We start from the raw sequence: 22,577 nt of genomic DNA, 5'->3' as shown, positions 1-22,577 counted from the left end.
AGCTGCTTTATCTGCCTGCGGGCGGGGCCTTTGCCCTGCCCGCGGGCTGCGCTTTGCCACAAGGAAAGGGAGAAAGACCATTGAAGCCATTGGTGAGCCAGCTGTGGCCGCAGTTCAATGCCGACGAGGCTTTTGCCCGCTGCTTTGCGGGGGTGCTCGTGGAGCAGGTGGAACTGCTGCGCATCAGCCGAAAACTGAAAATCAGCCTGCGCAGCGCGGCGCCTCTGCCGCTTGAGCTGTGCGGGCGGCTCTGCGCGTCGCTTGCGCCCCAGTTTGAAGGGCTGGAACTGATGGTGTGCAATTATTTTCCCTTTGAGACCATCACCGAAGAGAGCCTGCGGGCGATGATCGACGAGCTTCGGGGGGAGGGGCTGCCGGTAAACGGTTTTCTGGACCACGCAGCCTTTGCTTTGCAGGGCACGCAGCTTGTCATCACGGTGCCGGTGGGGAAGAATATTCTGGAAGACATCGGCTTTGGCGATACGCTGGCCAAGCTGGTGGAGCAGCGCACCGGCGTGCTGCCCACCGTCACGCTGGAACAGAACAGTTCCGTGAGCGCCGACGAGTGGGAAAAACGGGTGATGAAAAAGGCCCCCGCGCCCCGGTTTGAAGAAAAAAAGCAGCCGCCCGATTTCAAGATACCGGGCCTCGACCTCACCGACAAGCCGGTGAGCGTGTTCCATGGCAAGAATTTCAAGCCGGGGGCGGTGACCCCGCTCAAAGACCTGGGCAGCGACAGCGGCAAGGTCACCATCTGGGGCGATGTGTTCGCCGTGGAGGTCAAGGGCAACTTCCAGAAAAGCTACATCGTGTCCATCACCGACTACACCGGCTCTATCAGCCTGAAACTGCGCAGCCGGGACGGCGAGGACTACTCCAAATGGGAAGAAGTGAAAAAGGGGACCACCCTTGTGCTCAAGGGCGAGTGCGCCTACGACAAATACGAGCACGACTATGTGGTGTATCCCTATGACGTGCTGCAGGTGGAGCGCAAAAAGCGGGAGGACAACGCCCCCCAAAAGCGGGTGGAGCTGCACCTGCACACCAAGCTCTCCAGCATGGACGGCTTCTGCGACCCGGGCGAGATCGTCCGCACCGCCCACCGCATGGGCCACCGGGCCATCGCCATCACCGACCACGGCGTCTGCCAGGGCTTTCCCGAAGCGATGCTGGCCGCCGAGGCCATCCGTAAGACCGACCCGGACTTCAAGCTCATCTACGGCTGCGAGGCCTATTTTGTGGACGATATGGTGCCGGTGGTCTATGGCGAAGCGGCCGGGCCGCTGTCCGGCAGCTTTGTGATCTACGACACCGAGACCACCGGCCTCGACGCCAAGACCGAGGCCCTCACCGAGATCGGCGCGGTGCTGGTGGAGAACGGCGGGATAACGGCGACCTTCGGCACCTTTGTGAACCCCGGCAAACCCATCCCGCCCAAAGTCGTGGAGCTCACCGGCATCAACGACGCCATGGTGGCCGATGCGCCGGGCCCGGACGAGGCCATCAAACAGTTCATGGAGTTCGCGGGCGACCGGGTGCTTATTGCCCACAACGCCCATAACTTTGATATGCGCTTCATGCGGGCGGCGGCGGAAAAGGCCGGCCTGCGGCTGGAGAATTCCTACATCGACACCCTGCCTCTGGCCCAGAACCTCTATCACGGCCTGCGCAACTACAAGCTGGACACCATCAACGACCACCTTGAAATTGAGCCCTTCAACCACCACCGCGCGGTGAACGACGCCATGGCGCTGGCAAAAATCTTCTGCAAGATGCTGGAGGATTTGGCCCTCAAAGGGGTCAAGACGGTGGAGCAGATCAACACCGGCCTGGGCGGCGGCAACACGGCGGTCATCAAAAAGAAGTACTATCACCTCATCATCCTGGTGCGCAACCAGCTGGGCCTGAAAAATCTCTATAAGATCGTCAGCGAGGCGCACACCAAGTATTTCTTCAAAAAGCCCCGCGTTCCCCGCAGCGTGCTGGACAAGTACAGGGAGGGCCTTATCATTGGTTCTGCCTGTGAGGCCGGCGAGCTTTACAGGGCTGTTATGGAGGGCCGCAGCTTTGAAGAACTGTGCCGCATCGCGGAATACTACGACTTTCTGGAAGTGCAGCCCCTGGGCAACAACGAGTACATGCTGCGGGAACACCTGGTGGATTCCATCGAGAAGATACAGGACTTCAACCGCACCATTATCAAGCTGGGCGAGGCGCTGCACAAGCCGGTGGTGGCCACCGGCGACGTGCATTTCCAGGACCCGGAGGACTCGGTCTACCGGGCGGTGCTGCAGGCGGGCAACGGCTTCAAGGATGCCGACAACCAGGCCCCCCTTTACTACCGCACCACCCAGGACATGCTGGACCAGTTTTATTACCTGCCCAAAGACAAAGCCTTCGAGATCGTGGTGAAAAATCCCAACAAGATCGCCGATATGTGCGACGGCGGTATCCGGGCCATTCCCAAGGGCACCTTCCCGCCCTCCATCGAAGGCGCGGAGCAGCAGCTTCGCGACGCCACCTGGTCCACCGCCAAAAAGCATTACGGCGACCCGCTGCCGGAGATCGTCCAGACCCGTTTGCAGCGGGAACTGGACTCCATCTGCGGCCACGGCTTCGCCGTGCTGTACGTCATCGCGGTCAAGCTGGTGGCCTACTCCAACGCAGGCGGCTACCAGGTGGGCAGCCGCGGTTCCGTGGGTTCGTCTGCCGTGGCCCACTTCTCGGGCATCTCGGAAGTGAACAGCCTGCCGCCCCACTACCTGTGCCCCAAGTGCCAGTACAGCGAGTTCATCACCGACGGCAGCGTGGCGGACGGCTTCGATTTGCCGGACAAGAACTGCCCCCGCTGCGGCTCGAAACTCATCGTGGACGGCCACGACATCCCCTTTGAGACCTTTCTGGGCTTCGACGGCGACAAGGAGCCGGATATCGACCTGAACTTTTCCGGCGAATACCAGAGCCAGGTCCACCGCTACACCGAAGAGCTGTTCGGCAAGGAATATGTGTTCAAGGCGGGCACCGTGTCCGGCCTGCAGGACAAGACCGCCTACGGCTACGTGAAAAAGTATCTGGAAGAGCGGGGCCGCACGGTGAACCGGGCCGAGGAAAACCGCCTTACCGTGGGCTGCACCGGGGTGAAACGCACCACCGGCCAGCACCCGGGCGGCATGGTGGTGGTGCCGGACGCGCATGAGATCCAGGATTTCTGCCCCATCCAGCACCCCGCCGACGACAAGGACAAGGGCGTGCTGACCACCCATTTCGAATTCAAATACCTCCATGATACGCTGCTCAAGCTGGACGAGCTGGGCCATGATGTGCCCACCATGTACAAGTATCTAGAGGATATGACCGGCATCCCCATGGACCAGGTGCCCATGAACGACCAGCGGGTCATCAGCCTGCTGGTGAGCACCGAGGCGCTGGGGGTTTCCCCGGAGCAGATCGGCAGCCAGACCGGCACCTTCGGCATCCCGGAGCTGGGCACCCCCTTCGTGCGGCAGATGCTCATTGAAGCCCAGCCCAAAAACTTCAGCGACCTGATCCAGATCTCGGGCCTGTCCCACGGCACCGACGTGTGGAACGGCAATGCCCAGGACCTCATCAAAAACAAGATCTGCACCATTTCCGATGTGATCGGCTGCCGCGACAGCATCATGACCTATCTGCTGCACAAGGGGCTGGAACCCAAGCTGGCCTTCAACATCATGGAGCTCACCCGAAAGGGCAAGGTGGCAAAAGGGGGCTTTCCGCCGGGGGCGGAGGAGAAGATGAAAGAGTGCGGCGTGCCGGACTGGTATATGGACTCCTGCCGCAAGATAAAGTACATGTTCCCCAAGGCTCATGCGGTGGCTTACCTTATCGCGGCCATCCGGCTGATGTGGTTCAAGGTCTATCATCCCCAGGCGTTCTATGCCACCTATTTCACCGTGCGCGGCGACGACATCGACTACGAGGCCGCCGTGGGCGGCGTCAGGGTGGCCCAGCAGCACCTGCGGGAGGTGGAGCAGCGCCTGAAAGAAGAAAAGAAGGCCAAGGACGAGGACATCCAGGTGTCGCTGCAGCTGGTGAACGAGATGCTGGCCCGGGGCTATGAGTTTTTGCCCATTGAGCTGGGCAAAAGCCGCGCCGTGCGCTACATGGTGGAGGATGGCAAGGTGCGCCTGCCCTTCGCCTCGCTGAAAGGCGTGGGCGAGGCGGCGGCCCAGGCGCTGGAGGCGGCCACCATCCACGGCCAGGAATACCTTTCGGTGGAGGAATTGCAGCAGGCCTGCGGCGTGTCCAGCGCGGTGATGGAGAACCTGAAAAATGTGGGCGCGCTCGGCGATTTGCCGGACACAAGCCAGGTCAGCTTCTTCTGAGCAACAAAAAAACGGCGGCCCGCTTCCCCAAAAAGGGAGGCGGGCCGCCGTTTTTTTGCAAAAGGGAAGGGCGGTTCACTTTCTTGCCAGCGAGGCAAATTTATCCAGAATGGCCGGGTGTTCCAGCCGGATGGTTTTGCCGCTCAGGGCGCAGAGCGTATTCTCCGGCGGCAGCCGGGCGAAGGTGAGGCTCACCGCGCAGAGAGCCTGGGTCTTGAAGCCGGTCTTTTCGTTCCATTTGCGGTTGCCGTATTTGACGTCGCCCAGCACCGGCGCGCCCAAAAAGGCCAGGTGCGCCCGAATTTGGTGGGTGCGCCCCGTCACAAGGCCGATGCGGCAGAGGGCGAAGGGGCCTTCGGTGCGCTCCACCGCCACATCGGTGACGATCTGCTTGAAGCCCTCGCCGGGTTCTGCCTGCACCTTCACCTTGTTGCGCTTTTCGTCGTGGCGCAGGTAGGCCGCGTGCCGTCCCGCGGCGGGCGCGCCGAAGGTGATGGCCAGGTATTCCTTGCGCACAAGGTCGTCCCGGATGACGGCGTTCATGTCCCGCAAAGCGGCGTAGGTCTTGGCGCCCACCACCAATCCTTCGGTGCCCCGGTCCAGCCGGTTGCAAAGGGCCGGTTTGAAAGACGCTTCGGCCTGCGGGTCAAACTCGCCTTTCTGGGCAAGATAAGCGATGAAGGCGTCCACAAGGCTGACGTCGCCGGTGCGGTCGCCGTGGCACAGCAGGTGGGCGGGCTTGTAGAGAACGGCGAGGGCCTCGTCCTCATACACGACCTTCAAAGACGGAAGCTTCCGGGTGGGAACGGCCTTTTGAGGCGCGGCGGCAAAGAACTCGTCGTTGATGTAAAGCTCCACCACATCCCCCTGGCGAAGGCGGTAGTCCGGCGTCTGGCGCTTGCCGTTCACCTTGATGCGCCTGTTGCGGAAACTCTTGTAAAGCAGGCTGGCGGGCAGGCCGGCGGTAACGCTCTCCACAAAGCGGGAAAGCCGCACGCCGTCCTCATTCGCGCCGGCGGTAAATTGTTTCAAATCCCTTGGCCCCTCTCTTTAAAATTGCCTGCAAATAGTATATAATAAATCAGATACGGCGTAAAGCACAAAACAGCAGGAAAGGAGGGCGCAGGATGCCCGAGGAAAAGGAACTCCATGCCAACCACCGCCAGCGGATGCACAAACGGTTTGCCCAGCAGGGCGGTTTTTCCGGCTTTGCCGAGCACGAGGTGCTGGAGTACATCCTGTATCTTGCCATTCCCCGCAAGGACACGAACCCTCTGGCCCACCGCCTCATTGAACGCTTCGGCAGTTTGTGCCAGGTGCTGGAGGCCAGCGAGGCCGACATCCTCACGGTGGAGGGCGCGGGGCCGGCCGTGGCCCGGCTGCTCACCACCATGCACGCCGCCAACCGCTACTACAGCCAGAGCCGCGCCCGCGCGCCACGGGCCTTTCAGGACCTGGAAGAGGTGGCAGCCTACCTCATCCCGCAGTTTTACGGCGCAGTGACCGAGCAGGTCTACGTTCTGTTTCTGGACGACCGCAACTGCCCCATCAAGCTGCAAAAGGTCACCGAGGGCACCGTGAACGAGGCGGCCATGGCCCGCACCCAGATCGCCCGGCTGGCGGTGCAGTGCCGCGCCACCCAGGCCGTGCTGGCCCACAACCACCCGGCAGGGGCGGCGCTGCCCAGCCCTTCCGACATCCAGTTCACCCGCGATTTGGCCAACGCCCTGGCAAGCCTGGGCATCCGTTTTCTGGACCACATCATCGTGGACAAAGAAGGGGACTACATCTCTCTGCAGCAATCGGGCAGGATGCCCGCCGTGGAGCCCTCGCTGTTGCAGGGCGTGGCGGGCAGCAAGGAAAAAGCCCTCGGGCAAGACAAAAAGGAGAACCATGGATCAGTTTAAACTTGTTTCCAGCTATCAGCCCACCGGCGACCAGCCCCAGGCCATCGACAAACTGGCCGAGGGCATCCTGCGGGGCGATAAAGCCCAGACCCTGCTGGGCGTGACGGGCAGCGGCAAGACCTTCACCATGGCCAACGTCATCGCCAAGGTGAACCGGCCCACGCTGGTGCTGGCCCACAACAAGACGCTGGCCGCCCAGCTGTGCACCGAGTTTCGGGAATTTTTCCCCGAGAACGCGGTGGAATATTTCGTCTCCTACTACGACTATTACCAGCCGGAGGCCTACATCCCCTCCACCGACACCTACATCGAGAAGGACAGCGCCATCAACGACGAGATCGACCGCCTGCGCCACTCCGCCACGGCGGCGTTGTCCGAACGGCGGGACGTCATCATCGTGGCCAGCGTCTCCTGCATCTACAGCCTGGGCGACCCCATCGACTACCGAAGCATGGTCGTCAGCCTGCGGCCCGGCATGCAGATGGACCGGGACGAGCTGTGCCGCCGGCTGGTGAAGCTGCAGTACGAACGCAATGACGTCAACTTTGTGCGCAACAAGTTCCGGGTGCGGGGCGACACGGTGGAGATAAACCTTGCCTACGCCAGCGACACCGCCATCCGGGTGGAGTTCTTCGGCGACGAGGTGGACCGCATCAGCGAGATGAACCCCCTCACCGGCGAGCGCAAAAACGTCATCAAGCACGTGGCGATTTTCCCGGCCAGCCACTACATCGTCTCGCCGGAAAAAATGCGCGCCGGCCTTGCCCGCATCCAGGAGGAGATGGACGTTCAGGTGCGCAAGTTCACCGAACAGGGCAAGCTGCTGGAGGCCCAGCGCATCGCCCAGCGCACCCGCTACGACATGGAAATGCTCGGGGAAGTGGGCATGTGCAAGGGCATCGAGAACTATTCCGCCGTCCTCAGCGGCCGGGCCCCCGGTTCCACCCCCACCACGCTGCTGGACTATTTCCCCAGGGACTTTCTGCTTTTCGTGGACGAGAGCCACGTCATGCTGCCCCAGCTGCGGGCGATGTACGGTGGCGACTACGCCCGCAAGCGCACCCTGGTGGACTATGGTTTCCGCCTGCCTTCCGCCTTTGACAACCGCCCCCTCAAATTCGAGGAGGTGGAAGAAAAGCTCAATCAGATCGTTTTTGTCAGCGCCACCCCCGGCGAGTACGAGCGGGAGCACAGCACCCAGATTGCCGAGCAGGTCATCCGGCCCACCGGCCTGCTGGACCCGCAGATCGTCGTGAAGCCTGTGGAAGGCCAGATCGAGGACCTTCTGGGCGAGATCAACCTGCGCACCGCCCGAAACGAGCGCGTGCTGGTGACCACCCTCACAAAGAAGATGGCCGAAGACCTGACCGATTTCGTTTCGGAACACGGTGTAAAGGTGAAATACATGCACCACGAGGTGGACACCTTCGAGCGCATGGAACTCATCAAAGACCTGCGCACCGGCTCCATCGACGTGATCGTGGGCATCAACCTGCTGCGGGAGGGCCTGGACCTGCCGGAAGTGTCGCTGGTGGCCATTCTGGACGCCGACAAGGAAGGCTTTCTGCGCAGTGAGACGAGCCTTGTGCAGACCATCGGCCGCGCGGCCCGCAACGCCGACGGCGTGGTCATCATGTATGCCGACGAGGTCACCCCCAGCATGGAGCGGGCCATCACCGAGACCGAACGCCGCCGCTCCATCCAGATGGCCTACAACGAGGCCCACGGCATCGTGCCCAGGACCATCGTCAAAAGCATCCGCGAGGGCATCGAGATCAGCGACCACAAGGAAAACGAAAAACTTTCCGGCCGCCGCATGAGCAAGGCCGAGAGGGAGCAGCTCATCACCCGGCTGACCCGGGAGATGAAGGAGGCCGCGCGCCTTTTGGAGTTCGAGCACGCCGCCTTTTTGCGGGACCGCATCGACCGGCTGCGCCGGGGCGAGAACCCCACGGAGGAGCCCGATGCGCCCAAAAAGCGCCGCGGCCGCCGCTGAGCAAACTGACTTAAGGGAGAACATATCTGTGAGCAACGACAAGATCGTTATCAAGGGCGCGCGGGAGCACAACCTGAAAAACGTTGACCTGACCATCCCGCGGGACAAGCTGATCGTCATGACCGGCCTGTCCGGGTCGGGCAAGTCCAGCCTCGCCTTCGACACCATCTACGCCGACGGCCAGCGCCGCTATATGGAAAGCCTTTCCAGCTATGCCCGCATGTTCCTGGGCCAGATGGAAAAGCCGGATGTGGACGACATCCAGGGCCTTTCGCCCGCCATCTCCATCGACCAGAAGACCACCAACCGCAACCCCCGGTCCACCGTGGGCACGGTGACGGAAATCTACGACTATCTGCGCCTTCTCTATGCCCGCATCGGCATCCCTCACTGCCCGGTGTGCGGGCGGGTCATCAGCCAGCAGACGGTGGACCAGATGGTGGATGCCGTGCTGGAACTGCCCGCGGGCACCCGCTTCCAGGTGCTGGCGCCGGTGGTGCGCGGGCGCAAGGGCACCCAGCAGAAGGAGCTGGACGCCGCCCGCCGGGGCGGCTACGCCCGGGTGCGCATCGACGGGAACATGTACGACCTGGATGAAGAGATTTCCCTGGAAAAGAACAAGAAGCACACGGTGGAGATCGTGGTGGACCGTCTGGTGCTCAACGAGAACGTCCACAGCCGCCTGGCCGACAGCCTGGAGACCGCCCTTGCCCTCACCGGCGGGCTGGTCACAGTGGATGTGACGGGCGGGGAGGCGATGCAGTTCAGCCAGAGCTACGCCTGCCCGGAGCACGGCGTGTCGGTGAACGAGCTGGAGCCCCGGATGTTCAGCTTCAACAACCCCTTCGGCGCCTGCGAGCGATGCACCGGCCTTGGCACCTTCATGCGGGTGGATCCGGAGCTCATCATCCCCAACAAGGAGCTTTCCATCCGCGAGGGCGCCATCAAGGCCAGCGGCTGGTACTACGCCGAGGGTTCGGTGAGCGAGATGTACTACGAGGGGCTTGCAAAGCACTACGGCTTTACACTGGACACCCCCATTAAGGAGCTGAGCGCCAAGGCGCTGAACGCCCTGCTCTACGGCACCGGCGGCGAGCGCATCGAGATGCGCCGGGAAAACGAGTTCGGTTCCGGGCGCTATCTCAACGACTTCGAGGGCATCGTAAACAATCTGGAACGCCGCTTCCGGGAGACCGGCAGCGAGTGGATGAAAGAGGAGATCGCCACCGTGATGAACGGAGTGGAATGCCCCGAGTGCCACGGCAAGCGCCTCAAACCAGCCAGCCTGGCAGTGACGGTGGGGGGCAAGAACATCAGCGATTTCTGCGAGATGAGCGTGCGGCAGGAGCTGCAATTCCTGGACGGGATGGAGCTCACGCACCAGGAGCACCTCATTGGCGACGGCATTTTGAAGGAAGTGCGGGAGCGCCTGGGCTTTCTGCAGAGCGTGGGCCTGGACTATCTGACCCTCTCCCGGGGGGCGTCGGGCCTGTCCGGCGGCGAGAGCCAGCGCATCCGCCTTGCCACCCAGATCGGCAGCGCCCTCACCGGCGTGCTTTATGTGCTGGATGAGCCCAGCATCGGCCTGCACCAGCGGGACAACGATAAGCTCATCGCTACCCTCAAACGCCTGCGAGACCTTGGCAACACCCTCATCGTGGTGGAGCACGACGAGGACACCATGCGCCAGGCGGACTACATCGTGGACGTGGGCCCCGGCGCGGGCGTCCACGGCGGCGAGATCGTGGCCGCCGGCACGGTGGAGGACATCTGCGCCGCGCCCCGCAGCATCACCGGCGACTATCTTTCCGGGCGCAAGAAGATCGTGGTGCCCGCCACCCGGCGCAAAGGCACCGGCAACAGGCTGCGCATCGTGGGCGCGGCGGAAAACAATCTGCGCAACATCAACGTGGACATCCCCCTGGGGCGGATGGTCTGCGTCACCGGCGTGTCCGGCTCGGGCAAGTCCAGCCTCATCAACGAAGTGTTCTACAAGGCACTGGCCATGGAACTGAACGGCGCCAAGCGCCGCCCCGGCAAGTTCAAGGCCATCGAAGGGCTGGAATACGTGGACAAGGTCATCGGCATCGACCAGGCTCCCATCGGGCGCACCCCCCGCTCCAACCCCGCCACCTACACCGGGGTGTTCACCGACATCCGCAACGTCTTCGCCCAGACCCAGGACGCCAAGATGCGGGGCTACGGCCCCGGCCGGTTCAGCTTCAACGTGAAGGGCGGCCGGTGCGAAGCCTGCGAGGGCGACGGCATTGTGCAGATCGAGATGCACTTTCTGCCGGATATCTTCGTGCCCTGCGAGGTGTGCAAGGGCGCGCGCTACAACCGGGAGACGCTGGAAGTCAAATATAAGGGCAAGAGCATCGCGGACGTGCTGAACATGACGGTGGAGGAGGCATGCGTCTTCTTCGCCAACGTGCCCAAGATCGCCCGCAAGCTGCAAACCCTGATGGACGTGGGCCTTGGATATATCACCCTGGGCCAGAGCGCCACCACCCTGTCGGGCGGCGAGGCACAGCGCGTCAAGCTGGCGCTGGAACTGGCCCGCCGGGAGACCGGGCGCACCGTCTACGTGCTGGACGAGCCCAGCACCGGCCTGCATGTGGCGGACGTCCACAAGCTCATCGGCGTGCTGGACCGGCTGGTGGAGGGCGGCAACACGGTGGTCATCATCGAGCATAACCTGGACATCATCAAGCGCGCGGACTATATCATCGACCTGGGCCCCGAGGGCGGCAGCGAGGGCGGCGCCATCGTGGCCACCGGCACCCCGGAGGAAGTGGCGGAAAACCCCGCCTCCTACACCGGGCGCTACCTCAAGCCCATCCTGGAGCGGGACCGGGAGTGAGGGGAACGGAACACTTCGCTCTTGTGCAAAACCGCAAAATATAGTATACTGAAGCAGTATATCGGCGCATTTGCCACAAGCAGGGGCGCCGGTCCGTAAACACAACACCCAAGCGGAGGAAAACGACCCATTGGAGATCCTGCATTTTGAACACAACGAACAGGCCGCGCAGATCATTGCCTCGTTCTACGACACCCCGCCTCTTGCCTATATCCACTCCTTCGGCTGCCAGCAGAACGTCAACGACGGCGAGAAGATAAAAGGCGTGCTGGCGGATGTGGGCTTCGGCCTGTGCGACGCGCCGGAGCAGGCGGACCTTATCCTCTTTAACACCTGCGCCGTGCGGGAGCACGCCGAGCAGCGGGTATTCGGCAACGTGGGCGCGCTGAAAAGCCTCAAGGAGAAAAAGCCCCGGCTCATCATCGGCCTGTGCGGCTGCATGGCCCAGCAGCCAACCGTGGTGGAAAAGCTGCGCCAGAGCTACCCCTTCGTGGACCTGGTGTTCGGGGTGAACGCCATCGACACTCTGCCTCAGCTGCTGGTGCAAAAGCTCACCGGCGGCAAAAAGCGCCTTTTGCAGACGCCGGTGGAGCGGGCGGACATCGTGGAACAGGTGCCCATCCGCCGCGATTCTGATTTCCGGGCCTGGCTGCCCATCATGTATGGATGCGACAACTTCTGCACCTACTGCATTGTGCCCTATGTGCGCGGCAGAGAGCGCAGCCGCCGCCCCGAGGACATTCTGGCGGAGTTTTGCCAGCTGGTGGACGCCGGCTACAAGGAGATCACCCTGCTGGGCCAAAACGTGAACAGCTACGGCAAAGGCCTGGAACCCCGCGTGGATTTCGCCGACCTGCTGGAAATGCTCTGCCGGGTGCCGGGAGACTATCACCTGCGCTTCATGACCAGCCACCCCAAGGACGCCAGCCGCAAGCTCCTCGACGTCATCGCCGCCGAGGAGCGAATATGCAACCACGTGCGCCTGCCGGTGCAGAGCGGCAGCGACCGCATCCTGAAAGAGATGAACCGGCACTACACGGTGCAGCAGTATCTGGAGCTCATCGACTACGCCAAGGCGAAAATTCCCGACGTGACCTTCTCCAGCGACATCATCGTGGGTTTCCCCGGCGAGACCGAGGAGGACTTTGCGGCCACGCTGGAACTCATCCGGAAGGTGCAGTACATGCAGCTGTTCACCTTCATCTACTCCAAGCGCACCGGCACCAAAGCCGCTCTCATGCCCGACCCGGCGACCCACAAGGAAAAGACCGAGCGCATGGCCCGCCTTCTGGCGGTGCAGGAGAAGATCGCCCACGCCGAGACCGCGGCGCTGGTGGGCGGCACCCAGCGGGTGTTGGTGGAAGGCCACAGCCGCACCCCGGGCACTCTGGCCGGGCGGCTGACCAACAACCTCGTGGTGGAATTTGCGGGCGATGAAGCGCTCATCGGGCAGTATGCCCGGGTGCATTTCACTTCCAGCAAAGGCACGATCCTCAAAGGCGAACTTGTGTGAAATAAAAATACTTTACAGTAAAAAAAGGAGAACTACCATGGACGTGATCGACCTTTTCAAGAAAGCCGCCGCCGCTCTTCAGACCGACGAGCGCTATCTGGCCCTGGCCGCGGCCCGCAAGGCCAACGATGAAGACGAGGCCCTGCAGGACATGATCGGCGAGTTCAACCTGGCCCGGATGGACCTGAACAACGAAATTTCCAAGGACGAGCGCAACGACGAGCGCGTGGCAGCCCTGAACGCCAAGGTCAACGACCTCTACGGCAAGATCATGGCCAGCGAGGGCATGGTGGCCTACAACGCTGCCAAGGCGGATGCCGAGGCCCTCATCAGCCACATCGACGCCATCATCAACACCGCCATGAACGGCGGCGACCCGATGCTGGTGGAAGCGCCTTCCGCCGGCTGCAGCGGCAGCTGCGCCTCTTGCGGCGGCTGCGGCTGAGCGATATAACATTCCGAACGGCGCGGCGGCTTGTGCCGCCGCGCCGCCCTTTCATAAAAGTCCCTTTCAAAGAAAACAGGCAGGTGAAGCGCAACAATGGCGGAACTTTCCCCCATGATGGCCCAGTATTTTGCGATCAAGCAGCAGCACAAGGATGAGATCCTGTTCTTCCGGCTGGGCGACTTTTACGAGATGTTCTATGACGATGCGATCCTTGCGTCCAAAGAGCTGGAGCTCACCCTCACCGGGCGGGACTGCGGCCAGCCGGAGCGCGCGCCCATGTGCGGCGTGCCCTTCCACAGCTATGAAAGCTATGTGGCCCGGCTCATTGCCAAGGGCTACAAGGTGGCCATCTGCGAGCAGATGGAGGACCCGGCCCTGGCCAAAGGGCTGGTGAAACGGGACGTCATCCGCGTCATCACCCCCGGTACGGTCATCGAGAGCAGCATGCTCCAGGACGACAAAAACAACTACATCTGCAGCATATACTTGGAAGGGGACAAGGCCGGCATCTGTTTTGCCGACGTTTCCACCGGCCAGACCTATGCCACCCAGCTGGGCGGCGCATCGGTGAGCGGCCAGATCATCACCGAACTCTGCCGCTATACCCCCAGCGAGGTGCTTTTCAACGAGGCGACCCTCTCCTTGAAGGAAGTCACCGCCTACATCAAACAGCACATGGCCTGCGCGGTGGAACTGATGGAAAACGAGGCTTATGCCGGCGCCCAGGATACGCTTCAGGCCCAGTTCGGCGATGAGGGCTGGCCTTCCGGCGGCCTTGCGCAGGACGGCCCTGCCGGGCTTGCAGTGGCGGGCCTGCTGGCCTATCTGGGCCGCACCCAGAAGCACGGTGTGGAGCGGCTCAAGACCGTCGTCAGCTACGCCGAAGCGCAGTATATGCAGCTTTCCCCGGTGACCCGGGCCAACCTGGAACTGACCCAGACCATGCGCGGGAGGGAAAAGCGGGGCACCCTGCTCTGGGTGCTGGACAAGACCCAGACCGCCATGGGCAAGCGCCTGCTGCGCAGCTGGCTGGAGCAGCCGCTGGTCAGCGCACCGGCCATCAATGACCGGCTGGACTGCGTGCAGGCTTTGTTCGGCGACAGCGTGCAGCGGGCCGAGGTCATCGAGACCCTGAGCCATATCTTTGACATGGAGCGGCTGATGACCCGCACGGTCTACGGCAGCGCCACCCCCAAAGAGGTCTACGCGCTGGCTGCCACCTGCGGCCAGCTGCCCGGGCTTCGTCAGCTGGCCGAGGGGCTTGGCTGCCCGCAGCTCAAGGCGGTGGCGGTGCAGATCGACCCGCTCACCGACATCCATGACCGCATCGTGGCGGCCATTGATGAGGAGGCCCCCTCCACCTTGAAGGACGGCGGCGTCATCCGCAAGGGCTTCTCGCCGGAGGTGGACGAACTGCGGGACATCGTCCACGGCGGCAGGGGCTTTTTGTCCCAGATGGAGGCAAAGCTCAAGGAAGAGACCGGCATCCGCACCTTAAAGGTGGGCTTCAACCGGGTGTTCGGTTACTACATCGAGGTCAGCAAGTCCTTCACCGGCCAGGTGCCCGCGAACTTCGTGCGCAAGCAGACGCTGGCAAACGCCGAGCGCTACATCACCGAGGACCTGAAAAACCTCGAAAACAAAATTCTGGGCGCCAGCGAGCGGCTGCTGGCGCTGGAGCGCAAGCTGTTCGAGGAGCTGCTGTTTGATCTCTCCGCTCAGCTTTCCCGCATCCAGGCCACCGCCGGGGCGGTGGCGCGGCTGGACGTTTTCGCCGCGCTGGCGCAGGTGGCGGCGGACAACAACTACGTCCGCCCCACGGTGGACGAGGGCAGCGAACTGCTCATCCGGGAGGGACGTCACCCGGTCATCGAGCGGATGCTCAAAGGCAGCCTCTTTGTGCCCAACGACACCACGCTGGACTGCGGCGAAAACAATCTGCTCATCATCACCGGCCCCAACATGGCGGGCAAATCCACCTACATGCGCCAGAACGCTCTGATCGCGCTGATGGCCCAGATCGGCAGCTTCGTGCCCGCGAAGGAATGCCGCGTGGGCGTGGTGGACGCCATCTTCACCCGCGTGGGCGCTTCCGACGACCTGGCCGCGGGCCAGTCCACCTTCATGGTGGAGATGACCGAGGTGGCCCAGATTTTGGAATATGCCACCCGCAAGAGCCTGGTGATTTTGGACGAGATCGGCCGGGGCACCTCCACCTTCGACGGCATGAGCATTGCGCGGGCGGTGGTGGAGCACATCGCCGGAAAGATCGGCTGCAAGACCCTGTTCGCCACCCATTACCACGAGCTCACCGAGCTGGAAGAACAGCTGCCCGGCGTCAAGAACTACAACATCGCCGTGAAAAAGCGGGGCGATGACATCACCTTCCTGCGGCGCATCGTCCGCGGCCCCGCCGACGACAGCTACGGCATCCAGGTGGCAAAGCTGGCCGGCCTGCCCGACGAGGTCACCGAGCGGGCCAAGCAGGTGCTCAAGACGCTGGACGCCGCCAGCCAGGCGGACCGCCGGGTCACTCAGCTGGACTTTGAGGCGCTGGAGGCGATGAACAGCCCCGCGGCGCCCAGCGAAATGATGGACAAGCTGAACGCGCTGGACGTGGAGACGCTGACCCCCATCGAGGCGCTGAATTTCCTCTATGAACTGAAAAAGACGCTCGGCAACTGATTTTACTTAGGAAAGGGGAGGCAGACCCATGGCTGTGATCCATGTGCTGGACAAGCACACCGCGGAGCTCATCGCCGCCGGCGAGGTGGTGGAGCGCCCCGCCTCGGTGGTGAAAGAGCTGCTGGAAAACGCCATCGACGCAGGCGCCACCCAGGTGAGCGTGGCCATTGAAAAGGGGGGCGTTTCCCTCATCCAGGTCACAGACAACGGCAGCGGCATCGAGGCGGAGTACATCTCCACCGCCTTCATCCGCCACGCCACCAGCAAAATTTCCTGCGAGCAGGACCTGGAAAGCATCCACACCCTGGGCTTCCGGGGCGAGGCCCTGGCCTCCATTGCCAGCGTGGCGCGCGTGGAGGTGCTCACCCGCACCGAACCGGATGAATTCGCCTGCTGCTACCGCATCGAAGGCGGCGAGGAACTGGGCATGGAGCCAGGCGCGCGCCCGGTGGGCACCACCATCACCGTGCGGGATCTGTTCTACAACACGCCCGCCCGGATGAAGTTTTTGAAAAAGGACGCCAGCGAAGGCGCGTTCGTGGGCGAGACGGTCATCCGCGCCGCCCTTTCCCACCCGGAAGTTTCTGTTTCTTTTTCACGTGAAGGGAAACAGCTTTACAAAACGCCGGGGGACGGAAGCCTCAAGAGCGCGGCCTACGCTGTGCTTGGCCGGGACTTTGCAAAGGACCTTCTGCCGGTGCAGGACGAGAGCGGCGGCTACCGGGTGTCCGGCCTTGTCACGCCGCCCCGCGCCTGCCGGGCCAGCCGCGGCATGCAGTTCTTTTTCATCAACGGGCGCTTCGTCAAGAACCGCACCATGATGGCCGCGCTGGAAAACGCCTATCGGGGCACCCTGATGCAGGGCAAGTTCCCCGGCTGTGTGCTGGCGCTGGAAATGCCTGCCCGGCTGGTGGACGTGAATGTGCATCCCGCAAAAACCGAGGTGCGCTTCTCCCGCGAAAGCGACGTGTTCGACGCGGTCTACCGCGCGGTGAAGTCGGCGCTGGCCCAGCCGGGCAGCGGGGAACAGCACTTCACTTTTGCAAAACAGCCAGAATTGGAAGAGCCGGCACAGAAGGTGGAACAGCTGGACCTTTCCACGCCTGTAAAGCAGCCGACGCTTACACACACTGCGCCGCCGGTCACCACTGCTACAAGGCCGGCAGCCACAGTGTCCGGCCTTGACGGACGGGGCGGCGGACCCGCTTCGCAGCGCCCTGCACCCACTGTGCATCCGGCGTTTACCGCTTCCCCGGTGCAGCTGGGCTCTCTGCGCTCGGAGCCTCTGCCTTTGAGTACTGCGTCCTCTTTGCAGCCCGCGCCGCGGCCCGTGGGGCCTGCGCCGGTCTGCTCTGAACCTGCCCAAGAGCAGCTGCAGGCGGATCCTGCCGGGCTGCAGGCTGCTCCCTCCCCGCAGGAGGAGCCTCTGGAATACATTGGCGAAGCGTTCAGGACCTACATCATCGCCCAGCGGGGGGATTCGCTCTGCCTCATTGACAAGCACGCCGCCCACGAGCGCATCCTGTACGAGCAGCTGGCCGCCGGTTACGGCGCGGCCAGCAGCCAGCTTCTGCTGGCCCCGGTCACGGTGAATCTTTCCGCCCCGGAAAAGGCGGCGCTTTTGGAAAACGCCGCCCTTTTGAACGATGCGGGCGTGCAGGTGGACGACTTCGGCGGCAACACCATGCTGGTGCGGGCAGTGCCGGCGGATGTGCCGGTCGCCGACGTGGAAGGCCTTCTGTGTGAACTGGCGGACCGCCTTGCCCAGGGCAGCCGGGAGACGGTGAGCGAAAAGACCCAGTGGGTGATGCACTCCATCGCCTGCAAGGCCGCCATCAAGGCGGGGGATAAGTCCGACCGGCGGGAGCTGATGACCCTGGCCCAGGACATTCTGAACGGAAAGGTGCCGCCTTTCTGCCCCCACGGCCGGCCAGTGGTGCTGAAACTTACCAAAAAGGAGCTGGAAAAGCAGTTTGGCCGATTGGGATAAGATGCCTGTGGTGGCCGTGGGCGGCCCCACCGCCAGCGGAAAGACCGCTTTTTCGGTCCAGCTGGCAAAACGCCTTGAAGGGGAGGTCGTCTGCGCCGATTCCATGCAGATCTACAAAGGGCTGGACGTGGGCACCGCCAAGGCGACCAAAGAAGAGATGCAGGGCGTGCCCCATCACCTGATGGATTTTCTGCCGCCGGAAGAGACCTTCAGTGTGGCGGATTTTGTGGAAGCGGCGAACCGGGAGGTGCGGGCCATCTGCGCCCGTGGCAGGCTGCCCATCCTGGTGGGCGGCACCGGCCTTTACATCGAAAGCTTTTTGAACGGCGTACGCTTTGCCCGGCAGAAGACGGACCCCGCGCTTCGAGAAAAGCTGGAGCGGGAGGCCGCGGCCCTCGGGCCGCAGGCCATGCACCAAACACTGGCGGACGTGGACCCAGACTACGCCGCCACGGTGCATCCCAACAATGTGGGCAGGGTGGTGCGCGCGCTGGAACTCTATTATTCCACCGGCAAGACCATGAGCCGGCAGCGGGCGGAGTCGCTGCCCGAAACGCCGCCGTTCGATTCGCTGATGTTCTGCCTTGCGCCTTCGGACCGCGCGCAGCTCTACCAGCGCATCGACGCCCGGGTGGACCGCATGCTGGAAGCGGGGCTTTTGGAAGAAGCGAAACTGGTGTTCGAGAACCGCGGGCGCTACCGCACGGCGGCCCAGGCCATCGGCTATAAGGAGTTTTTCCCTTATTTCGAGGGAACGGCGGACCTTGCCGCCTGCGCGGACAAACTCAAGCAGGCCAGCCGCAACTACGCCAAGCGCCAGCTGACCTGGTTCCGGCGGATGCCGAACGTTGTGTGGCTGGACCCCGGCGACGAACGGCTGGTGCGGCGCGCGGAGCAGATGGTGCGCGAACATTTCGGTTTATGAGCGGCGCTGCCGCAAAGAGGGGAAGGGGGAGAAGGACATGAGAGGCTCGATCATCAAATACGGCGTCATCGCCGCGCTGGGCTTTGCCGCGGCCTATCTGGCAGTGCAGATCTTCACGGTGCTGGACCGGCCTTACCGAACCGAAACGGCCATCCTTTACGATATGTCCGACAGCCTTTCCTGCGGCGGGTATCTTGTCTTTGAGCAGTCGGAGGTGCCCGGCGAGGGGCAGATGGGGTATCTCGTTGAAAGCGGCGAGCGTGTGGCAACGGGCACCCAGGTGGCGGAGATCTATTCCGACCCCAGCCAGGCCCGCGCCCGCGCCACCCTCACCGAACTGGACGCCCAGCTGGACCTGTTGGAGCGCAGCGAAAACACCGTGGGGACCGACGTGGATGTCCTGCTGACCCAGCGCCAGTCGGCGCTGTACGACCTGCTGGACGGCCTGGACCGGCAGAATTACGAGGAGATCTCCTCCAAAAGCAACGAGTACCTTCTGGCGTTGAACCGGCTCCAGATCACCACCGGCGCGATCCGGGATTTTTCCGGCGCGAAGGAACTGATCGCCCAGGAACAGGCTGTGCAGCAGGCAAACCTCGGCAGCCCGGCGGCGGTCACCGTTTCCACCGGCGGCTACTTTGTGGCGGCGGATGCGGCCCGGATGCTGCTGTACAGCAAAGACGAACTGGACAACATGTCCGCCGCGGAGATGGCCGGCGCCCTGCAGCAGGGCGCCGGCGTGAGCGAAGTTTCCGGCGCGGGCAAACTGGTCACCGATTATAAATGGTACTTCTACGGCGTGTGCACCGCGGAGGAGAGTGAAAAATTCGAGGGCGTTGCCAGCGTGGACATCAGCTTCCCCGGCGCGGCGGAAAAGGTCCTGCCCGCCACGGTGGAGAGCGTCACGGTGGATGAGGGCTCCGGCCTTGCAAAATTCGTTCTCAGCTGTGAATATGTGGGCGCGGACGTGCTGAGCCTTGCAGCGGCCACCGCCCGCATCGACTTTGAGTCCTTCAAGGGCGTGCGGGTCAGCGCCAAGGCGCTGAACATCGTGGACGGCGAAAAGGGCGTCTATGTGAAATACGGCAATCTGGCGCGCTTCCGCAAGATCACCGTGCTTTACCAGAATGACGAGTACATCCTTGCGCCGGAAGGCGGCAAGGTGGGCACCGAAAACGAGGTGCGCCTGTTCGACGAGGTCATCGTGGAGGGCACCGACCTCTACGACGGGAAAATCCTGTGAATATAAGGCAATGTTGTGTTTCTTTGTTGACAGAAACACTAAAAATAGCGATAATATATACTAACTGGTGATATGTTTTCGAATGAAGCGTTCATCATTTTCGGAAGGAGATACGGAACGATGCTCGACGGGCTTAAAAGATTTCTTGGTGTGAACGAAGAGGACGACGGTTATTACGACGACAACGAAGACATGTTCCCCCAGCGCAGCGCTGCGGATGACGACGGCTATCAGCCCGAACCCACCGGCAAGCGGAACAAGGTGGTCAACATCAACGCCACCACCCAGCTGCAGGTGGTCCTGGTCAAGCCCGAACGCTTTGACGACGCCAGCACGGTGGCCGACCACCTGAACGCGAAGCGCACTGTGGTGCTGAATCTGGAAGGCACCAACAAGGAAGTCTCCCGCCGTCTGGTGGACTTTTTGTCCGGCGTGGCCTACGCCAACAACGGCCAGATGAAGCGGGTGGCCAACAGCACCTTCATCATCACCCCCTACAATGTTGACATCATGGGGGACCTGCTGGATGAGTTAGAAAGCAATGGCGTATTCTTCTGATGAGAGGCAGCGGGGTTATATCCCGCCGCAGAACGATCAGGAGCGCCTTGTCATGCGCCGCGCCCAGGACCTCTGCCGCATCGCAGAGAACCGGGGCGTGGCCCGTTACAGCGGCTTTCTGTCGGATCGGGAGCAAAGTCTGGCCAAGGCCGCGATGAACCAGGCCGGCTGCGCCTGGGCCGCCTTTGAGGGCGGCTATCCTGCAGCCGAGCGCAAACTGCTGTGCCTCGAACCGGCGGGCGCCTCGGGCGAACCGCCGATTTGTTGCGTTTTGATCCGTTGCGCGGGCGCGGGCCCCGGCGCGCCCGCCCACAAGGATTATCTTGGCTCCGTTCTGGGCCTCGGCCTTGAGCGGGAGTGCGTGGGCGACATCCTGCCGGACCCTGACGCGCCCGGCACCGCGTATGCCTTTGTGCTGGAGCGGGTGGCGCCGCTCATCTGCGATGAACTCACCAGCGTGGGCCGATGGACGGCCCGGGCCGAGCGGTTTGAAGGGCAGCTGCCGGTGCAGCCTGCCCAGCGGGAGAGCAAAACCGCCACTGTTTCCTCCCTGCGGGCGGACGCAGTGCTGGCGGCCATGCTCCGCTGCAGCCGCGGTCAGGCGGAGGCCCTTGTGCGGGGCGGCAGGCTGGAGATAAACCACGTCCCCGTGACCAGCGCCCATGCGGCTGTGTATGAAGGCGATGTGTTCACCGTGCGGGGCGTGGGCCGCTTCAAGCTGGAGGCCCTGGGCGGCAGGAGCCGCAAAGACCGGTTGTTTATTCAATATTTCCAATACTGACGGCACTGTGCCGCCACTTTCGCCGAAAGGAATGATCTGAATGATTTCACCCCAGGAGATCCGCACCGTCACCTTCGACAAGGTCATGCGCGGCTACCGCCCCGAAGACGTGGACGCGCTGCTGCAGCAGCTGGCCCAGCAGATGGAGCAGCTGCAGGCGGAAAAAGAGAGCGCCGAGAAAAAACTGTATATCCTGGCCCAGAAGGTGGAGGAGTACCGCAAGGATGAGGATAACCTCAAGACCGCGCTGCTCAACGCCCAACGCATGGGCGAGAACGTCATAAAGGAAGCCAAGCAGAAAGCCGAATCCATTCTGCGGGAAGCGGGCATCAAGTCCGAGGATATCACCCGCGCCGCCCTGGAGCAGGTGAGCGAAGAACAGCTGGAGCTGGAGCGCGTCAAGGCGGAAGTGGCGCAGTTTAAAAACAGTGTGCTGAGCCTCTACAAGCAGCACATCGAGTCTCTGAGCACTTTGCCCGGCGACGAGCCGGAGGAGGCGGAAGAGGAGGCCCCCGCCCCCGTGGAGGAAACGGTGGAGCCCGAACCCGCGGCTGAGCCTGAAGAACCGGAGACCCCCGCGGAGGCCGAGTCCTTTGGCCAAACCTTCGATGCCGTGCCGGAACCGGACGACCCCATCAGCCGCTTCCCGGACCTGAGCGCTTTGTATGGCATGCAGGCTCAGGAGGAAGCGCCCGCCGCCGGGGAGCCGGAGGAGGAGCCCACCCGGACCTTTGTGCCTGGTCAGAACCGTCCCGCCGCGCCTCAGCCCGAGACCCCGCCCGCTTCGTCGGTGTTCGAAGGCTTCGAGGGCATCAAATTCAGCGATTGATCCCCCAGCGCGCGAAAAACGCGCAGCTCATTTGAGGAATAGGAGTGTAGTTACCAGTGCCACAGGATTACAACAGCACGATCAACCTGCCCAAAACTTTGTTTGACATGCGGGCGGGTCTGCCCAAGAAAGAGCCGGAGATGCTCAAGGAGTGGAATGCGGATCATCTTTATGAAGAACTGATGAAGCACAACGAGGGCAAGCCCCGCTATGTGCTGCACGACGGCCCTCCCTACGCCAACGGCAACATCCACATGGGCACCGCGCTGAACAAGATCATCAAGGACATCATCGTCCGCTACAAGAACATGACCGGCTTCCAGGCCCCCTATGTGCCCGGTTATGACACCCATGGCCTGCCCATCGAGCTGAAGGCCATGAAGCAGCTGGTGGGGAAAGGCGAGATCTCCAAGCTGGAGCTGCGCAAGGTCTGCCACGAGTTCGCCACCGAGCACATCGACATCATGGGCGAGCA

The 22,577-nt window shown here is 62.7% G+C and carries 15 protein-coding genes; 14 read left to right on the top strand and 1 reads right to left on the bottom strand.

Annotated elements, in window-relative coordinates; genetic code table 11:
- Positions 1–80 precede the first annotated feature (80 nt).
- Positions 81–4,364 carry a PolC-type DNA polymerase III gene (locus ACH2AT_RS01980; protein WP_394963123.1) on the top strand — a complete coding sequence of 1,428 codons (4,284 nt, stop codon included), beginning with the start codon at positions 81–83 and terminating at the stop codon, positions 4,362–4,364.
- A gap of 75 nt (positions 4,365–4,439) precedes the next feature.
- Here the strand turns inward: ACH2AT_RS01980 and ACH2AT_RS01975 are convergent, their stop codons facing one another.
- The gene (locus ACH2AT_RS01975) at positions 4,440–5,396 is read right to left on the bottom strand and encodes a pseudouridine synthase (RefSeq protein ID WP_394963121.1); all 957 of its coding nucleotides are present in this window, start codon (positions 5,394–5,396) and stop codon (positions 4,440–4,442) included.
- A 95-nt stretch (positions 5,397–5,491) separates the two neighbouring features.
- Between ACH2AT_RS01975 and ACH2AT_RS01970 the strand changes: the two genes are divergently transcribed.
- The 13 genes from ACH2AT_RS01970 to ACH2AT_RS01910 all read left to right on the top strand — a co-directional run.
- Positions 5,492–6,271, top strand: coding sequence for a RadC family protein (locus tag ACH2AT_RS01970; protein WP_394963119.1), 780 nt, complete (start codon positions 5,492–5,494; stop codon positions 6,269–6,271).
- Positions 6,258–8,267 (top strand): excinuclease ABC subunit UvrB, encoded by a 2,010-nt coding sequence (gene uvrB, locus ACH2AT_RS01965; protein WP_394963117.1) that lies wholly within the window; start codon positions 6,258–6,260, stop codon positions 8,265–8,267. Before ACH2AT_RS01970 ends, uvrB begins: the two co-directional genes overlap by 14 nt.
- A gap of 28 nt (positions 8,268–8,295) precedes the next feature.
- Positions 8,296–11,130, top strand: coding sequence for an excinuclease ABC subunit UvrA (uvrA, locus tag ACH2AT_RS01960; RefSeq protein ID WP_394963115.1), 2,835 nt, complete (start codon positions 8,296–8,298; stop codon positions 11,128–11,130).
- 130 nt (positions 11,131–11,260) lie between these two features.
- Positions 11,261–12,643 (top strand): tRNA (N6-isopentenyl adenosine(37)-C2)-methylthiotransferase MiaB, encoded by a 1,383-nt coding sequence (gene miaB / locus ACH2AT_RS01955; RefSeq protein WP_394963113.1) that lies wholly within the window; start codon positions 11,261–11,263, stop codon positions 12,641–12,643.
- A gap of 37 nt (positions 12,644–12,680) precedes the next feature.
- On the top strand, positions 12,681–13,088 hold the full coding sequence (locus ACH2AT_RS01950; RefSeq protein WP_394963111.1) for a YlbF family regulator: 408 nt from the start codon (positions 12,681–12,683) through the stop codon (positions 13,086–13,088).
- Positions 13,089–13,184: 96 nt separating this feature from the next.
- A complete protein-coding gene (mutS, locus tag ACH2AT_RS01945) occupies positions 13,185–15,776 on the top strand; it encodes a DNA mismatch repair protein MutS (RefSeq protein ID WP_394963109.1) in 2,592 nt (863 codons plus the stop codon).
- Positions 15,777–15,804: 28 nt separating this feature from the next.
- On the top strand, positions 15,805–17,766 hold the full coding sequence (gene mutL / locus ACH2AT_RS01940) for a DNA mismatch repair endonuclease MutL (protein WP_394963107.1): 1,962 nt from the start codon (positions 15,805–15,807) through the stop codon (positions 17,764–17,766).
- Positions 17,750–18,691: a tRNA (adenosine(37)-N6)-dimethylallyltransferase MiaA gene (gene miaA / locus ACH2AT_RS01935; protein ID WP_394963105.1), complete on the top strand. Its 942-nt coding sequence runs from the start codon at positions 17,750–17,752 to the stop codon at positions 18,689–18,691. The genes mutL and miaA overlap by 17 nt, the downstream gene beginning before the upstream one ends.
- Positions 18,692–18,728: 37 nt before the next feature.
- The gene (locus tag ACH2AT_RS01930; RefSeq protein WP_394963103.1) at positions 18,729–19,934 is read left to right on the top strand and encodes an HlyD family efflux transporter periplasmic adaptor subunit; all 1,206 of its coding nucleotides are present in this window, start codon (positions 18,729–18,731) and stop codon (positions 19,932–19,934) included.
- A gap of 120 nt (positions 19,935–20,054) precedes the next feature.
- Positions 20,055–20,492 carry a cell division protein SepF gene (locus tag ACH2AT_RS01925; protein WP_330058484.1) on the top strand — a complete coding sequence of 146 codons (438 nt, stop codon included), beginning with the start codon at positions 20,055–20,057 and terminating at the stop codon, positions 20,490–20,492.
- Positions 20,493–20,544: 52 nt separating this feature from the next.
- Entirely contained in the window at positions 20,545–21,273 is a 729-nt protein-coding gene (locus tag ACH2AT_RS01920) for a YlmH/Sll1252 family protein (RefSeq protein ID WP_394963101.1), read from the top strand.
- A gap of 40 nt (positions 21,274–21,313) precedes the next feature.
- Complete coding sequence (locus tag ACH2AT_RS01915) at positions 21,314–22,102, top strand: DivIVA domain-containing protein (RefSeq protein ID WP_394963099.1); 789 nt, start codon at positions 21,314–21,316, stop codon at positions 22,100–22,102.
- Between the two features lie 56 nt (positions 22,103–22,158).
- Positions 22,159–22,577, top strand: a 419-nt coding sequence (locus ACH2AT_RS01910) for a class I tRNA ligase family protein (protein ID WP_394963097.1), incomplete at its 3' end; no start/stop codon positions are given.

The sequence above is a fragment of the Candidatus Allofournierella excrementigallinarum genome, from assembly GCF_944388085.1.
GTDB classification, from domain to species: Bacteria; Bacillota; Clostridia; order Oscillospirales; family Ruminococcaceae; genus Allofournierella_A; species Allofournierella_A excrementigallinarum.
Note: the sequence above shows the minus strand (reverse complement) of the source record. Positions and strands in the feature narration are given on the sequence as shown.

Bases quoted from the DNA above. Each gene is read 5' to 3' on its own strand.
- ACH2AT_RS01970 (WP_394963119.1), top strand. From the start codon at position 5,492: ATGCCCGAGGAAAAGGAACTCCATGCCAACCACCGCCAGCGGATGCAC.
- uvrB (WP_394963117.1), top strand. From the start codon at position 6,258: ATGGATCAGTTTAAACTTGTTTCCAGCTATCAGCCCACCGGCGACCAG.
- ACH2AT_RS01950 (WP_394963111.1), top strand. From the start codon at position 12,681: ATGGACGTGATCGACCTTTTCAAGAAAGCCGCCGCCGCTCTTCAGACC.
- mutS (WP_394963109.1), top strand. From the start codon at position 13,185: ATGGCGGAACTTTCCCCCATGATGGCCCAGTATTTTGCGATCAAGCAG.
- mutL (WP_394963107.1), top strand. From the start codon at position 15,805: ATGGCTGTGATCCATGTGCTGGACAAGCACACCGCGGAGCTCATCGCC.
- ACH2AT_RS01930 (WP_394963103.1), top strand. From the start codon at position 18,729: ATGAGAGGCTCGATCATCAAATACGGCGTCATCGCCGCGCTGGGCTTT.
- ACH2AT_RS01925 (WP_330058484.1), top strand. From the start codon at position 20,055: ATGCTCGACGGGCTTAAAAGATTTCTTGGTGTGAACGAAGAGGACGAC.
- ACH2AT_RS01920 (WP_394963101.1), top strand. From the start codon at position 20,545: ATGCGCCGCGCCCAGGACCTCTGCCGCATCGCAGAGAACCGGGGCGTG.
- ACH2AT_RS01915 (WP_394963099.1), top strand. From the start codon at position 21,314: ATGATTTCACCCCAGGAGATCCGCACCGTCACCTTCGACAAGGTCATG.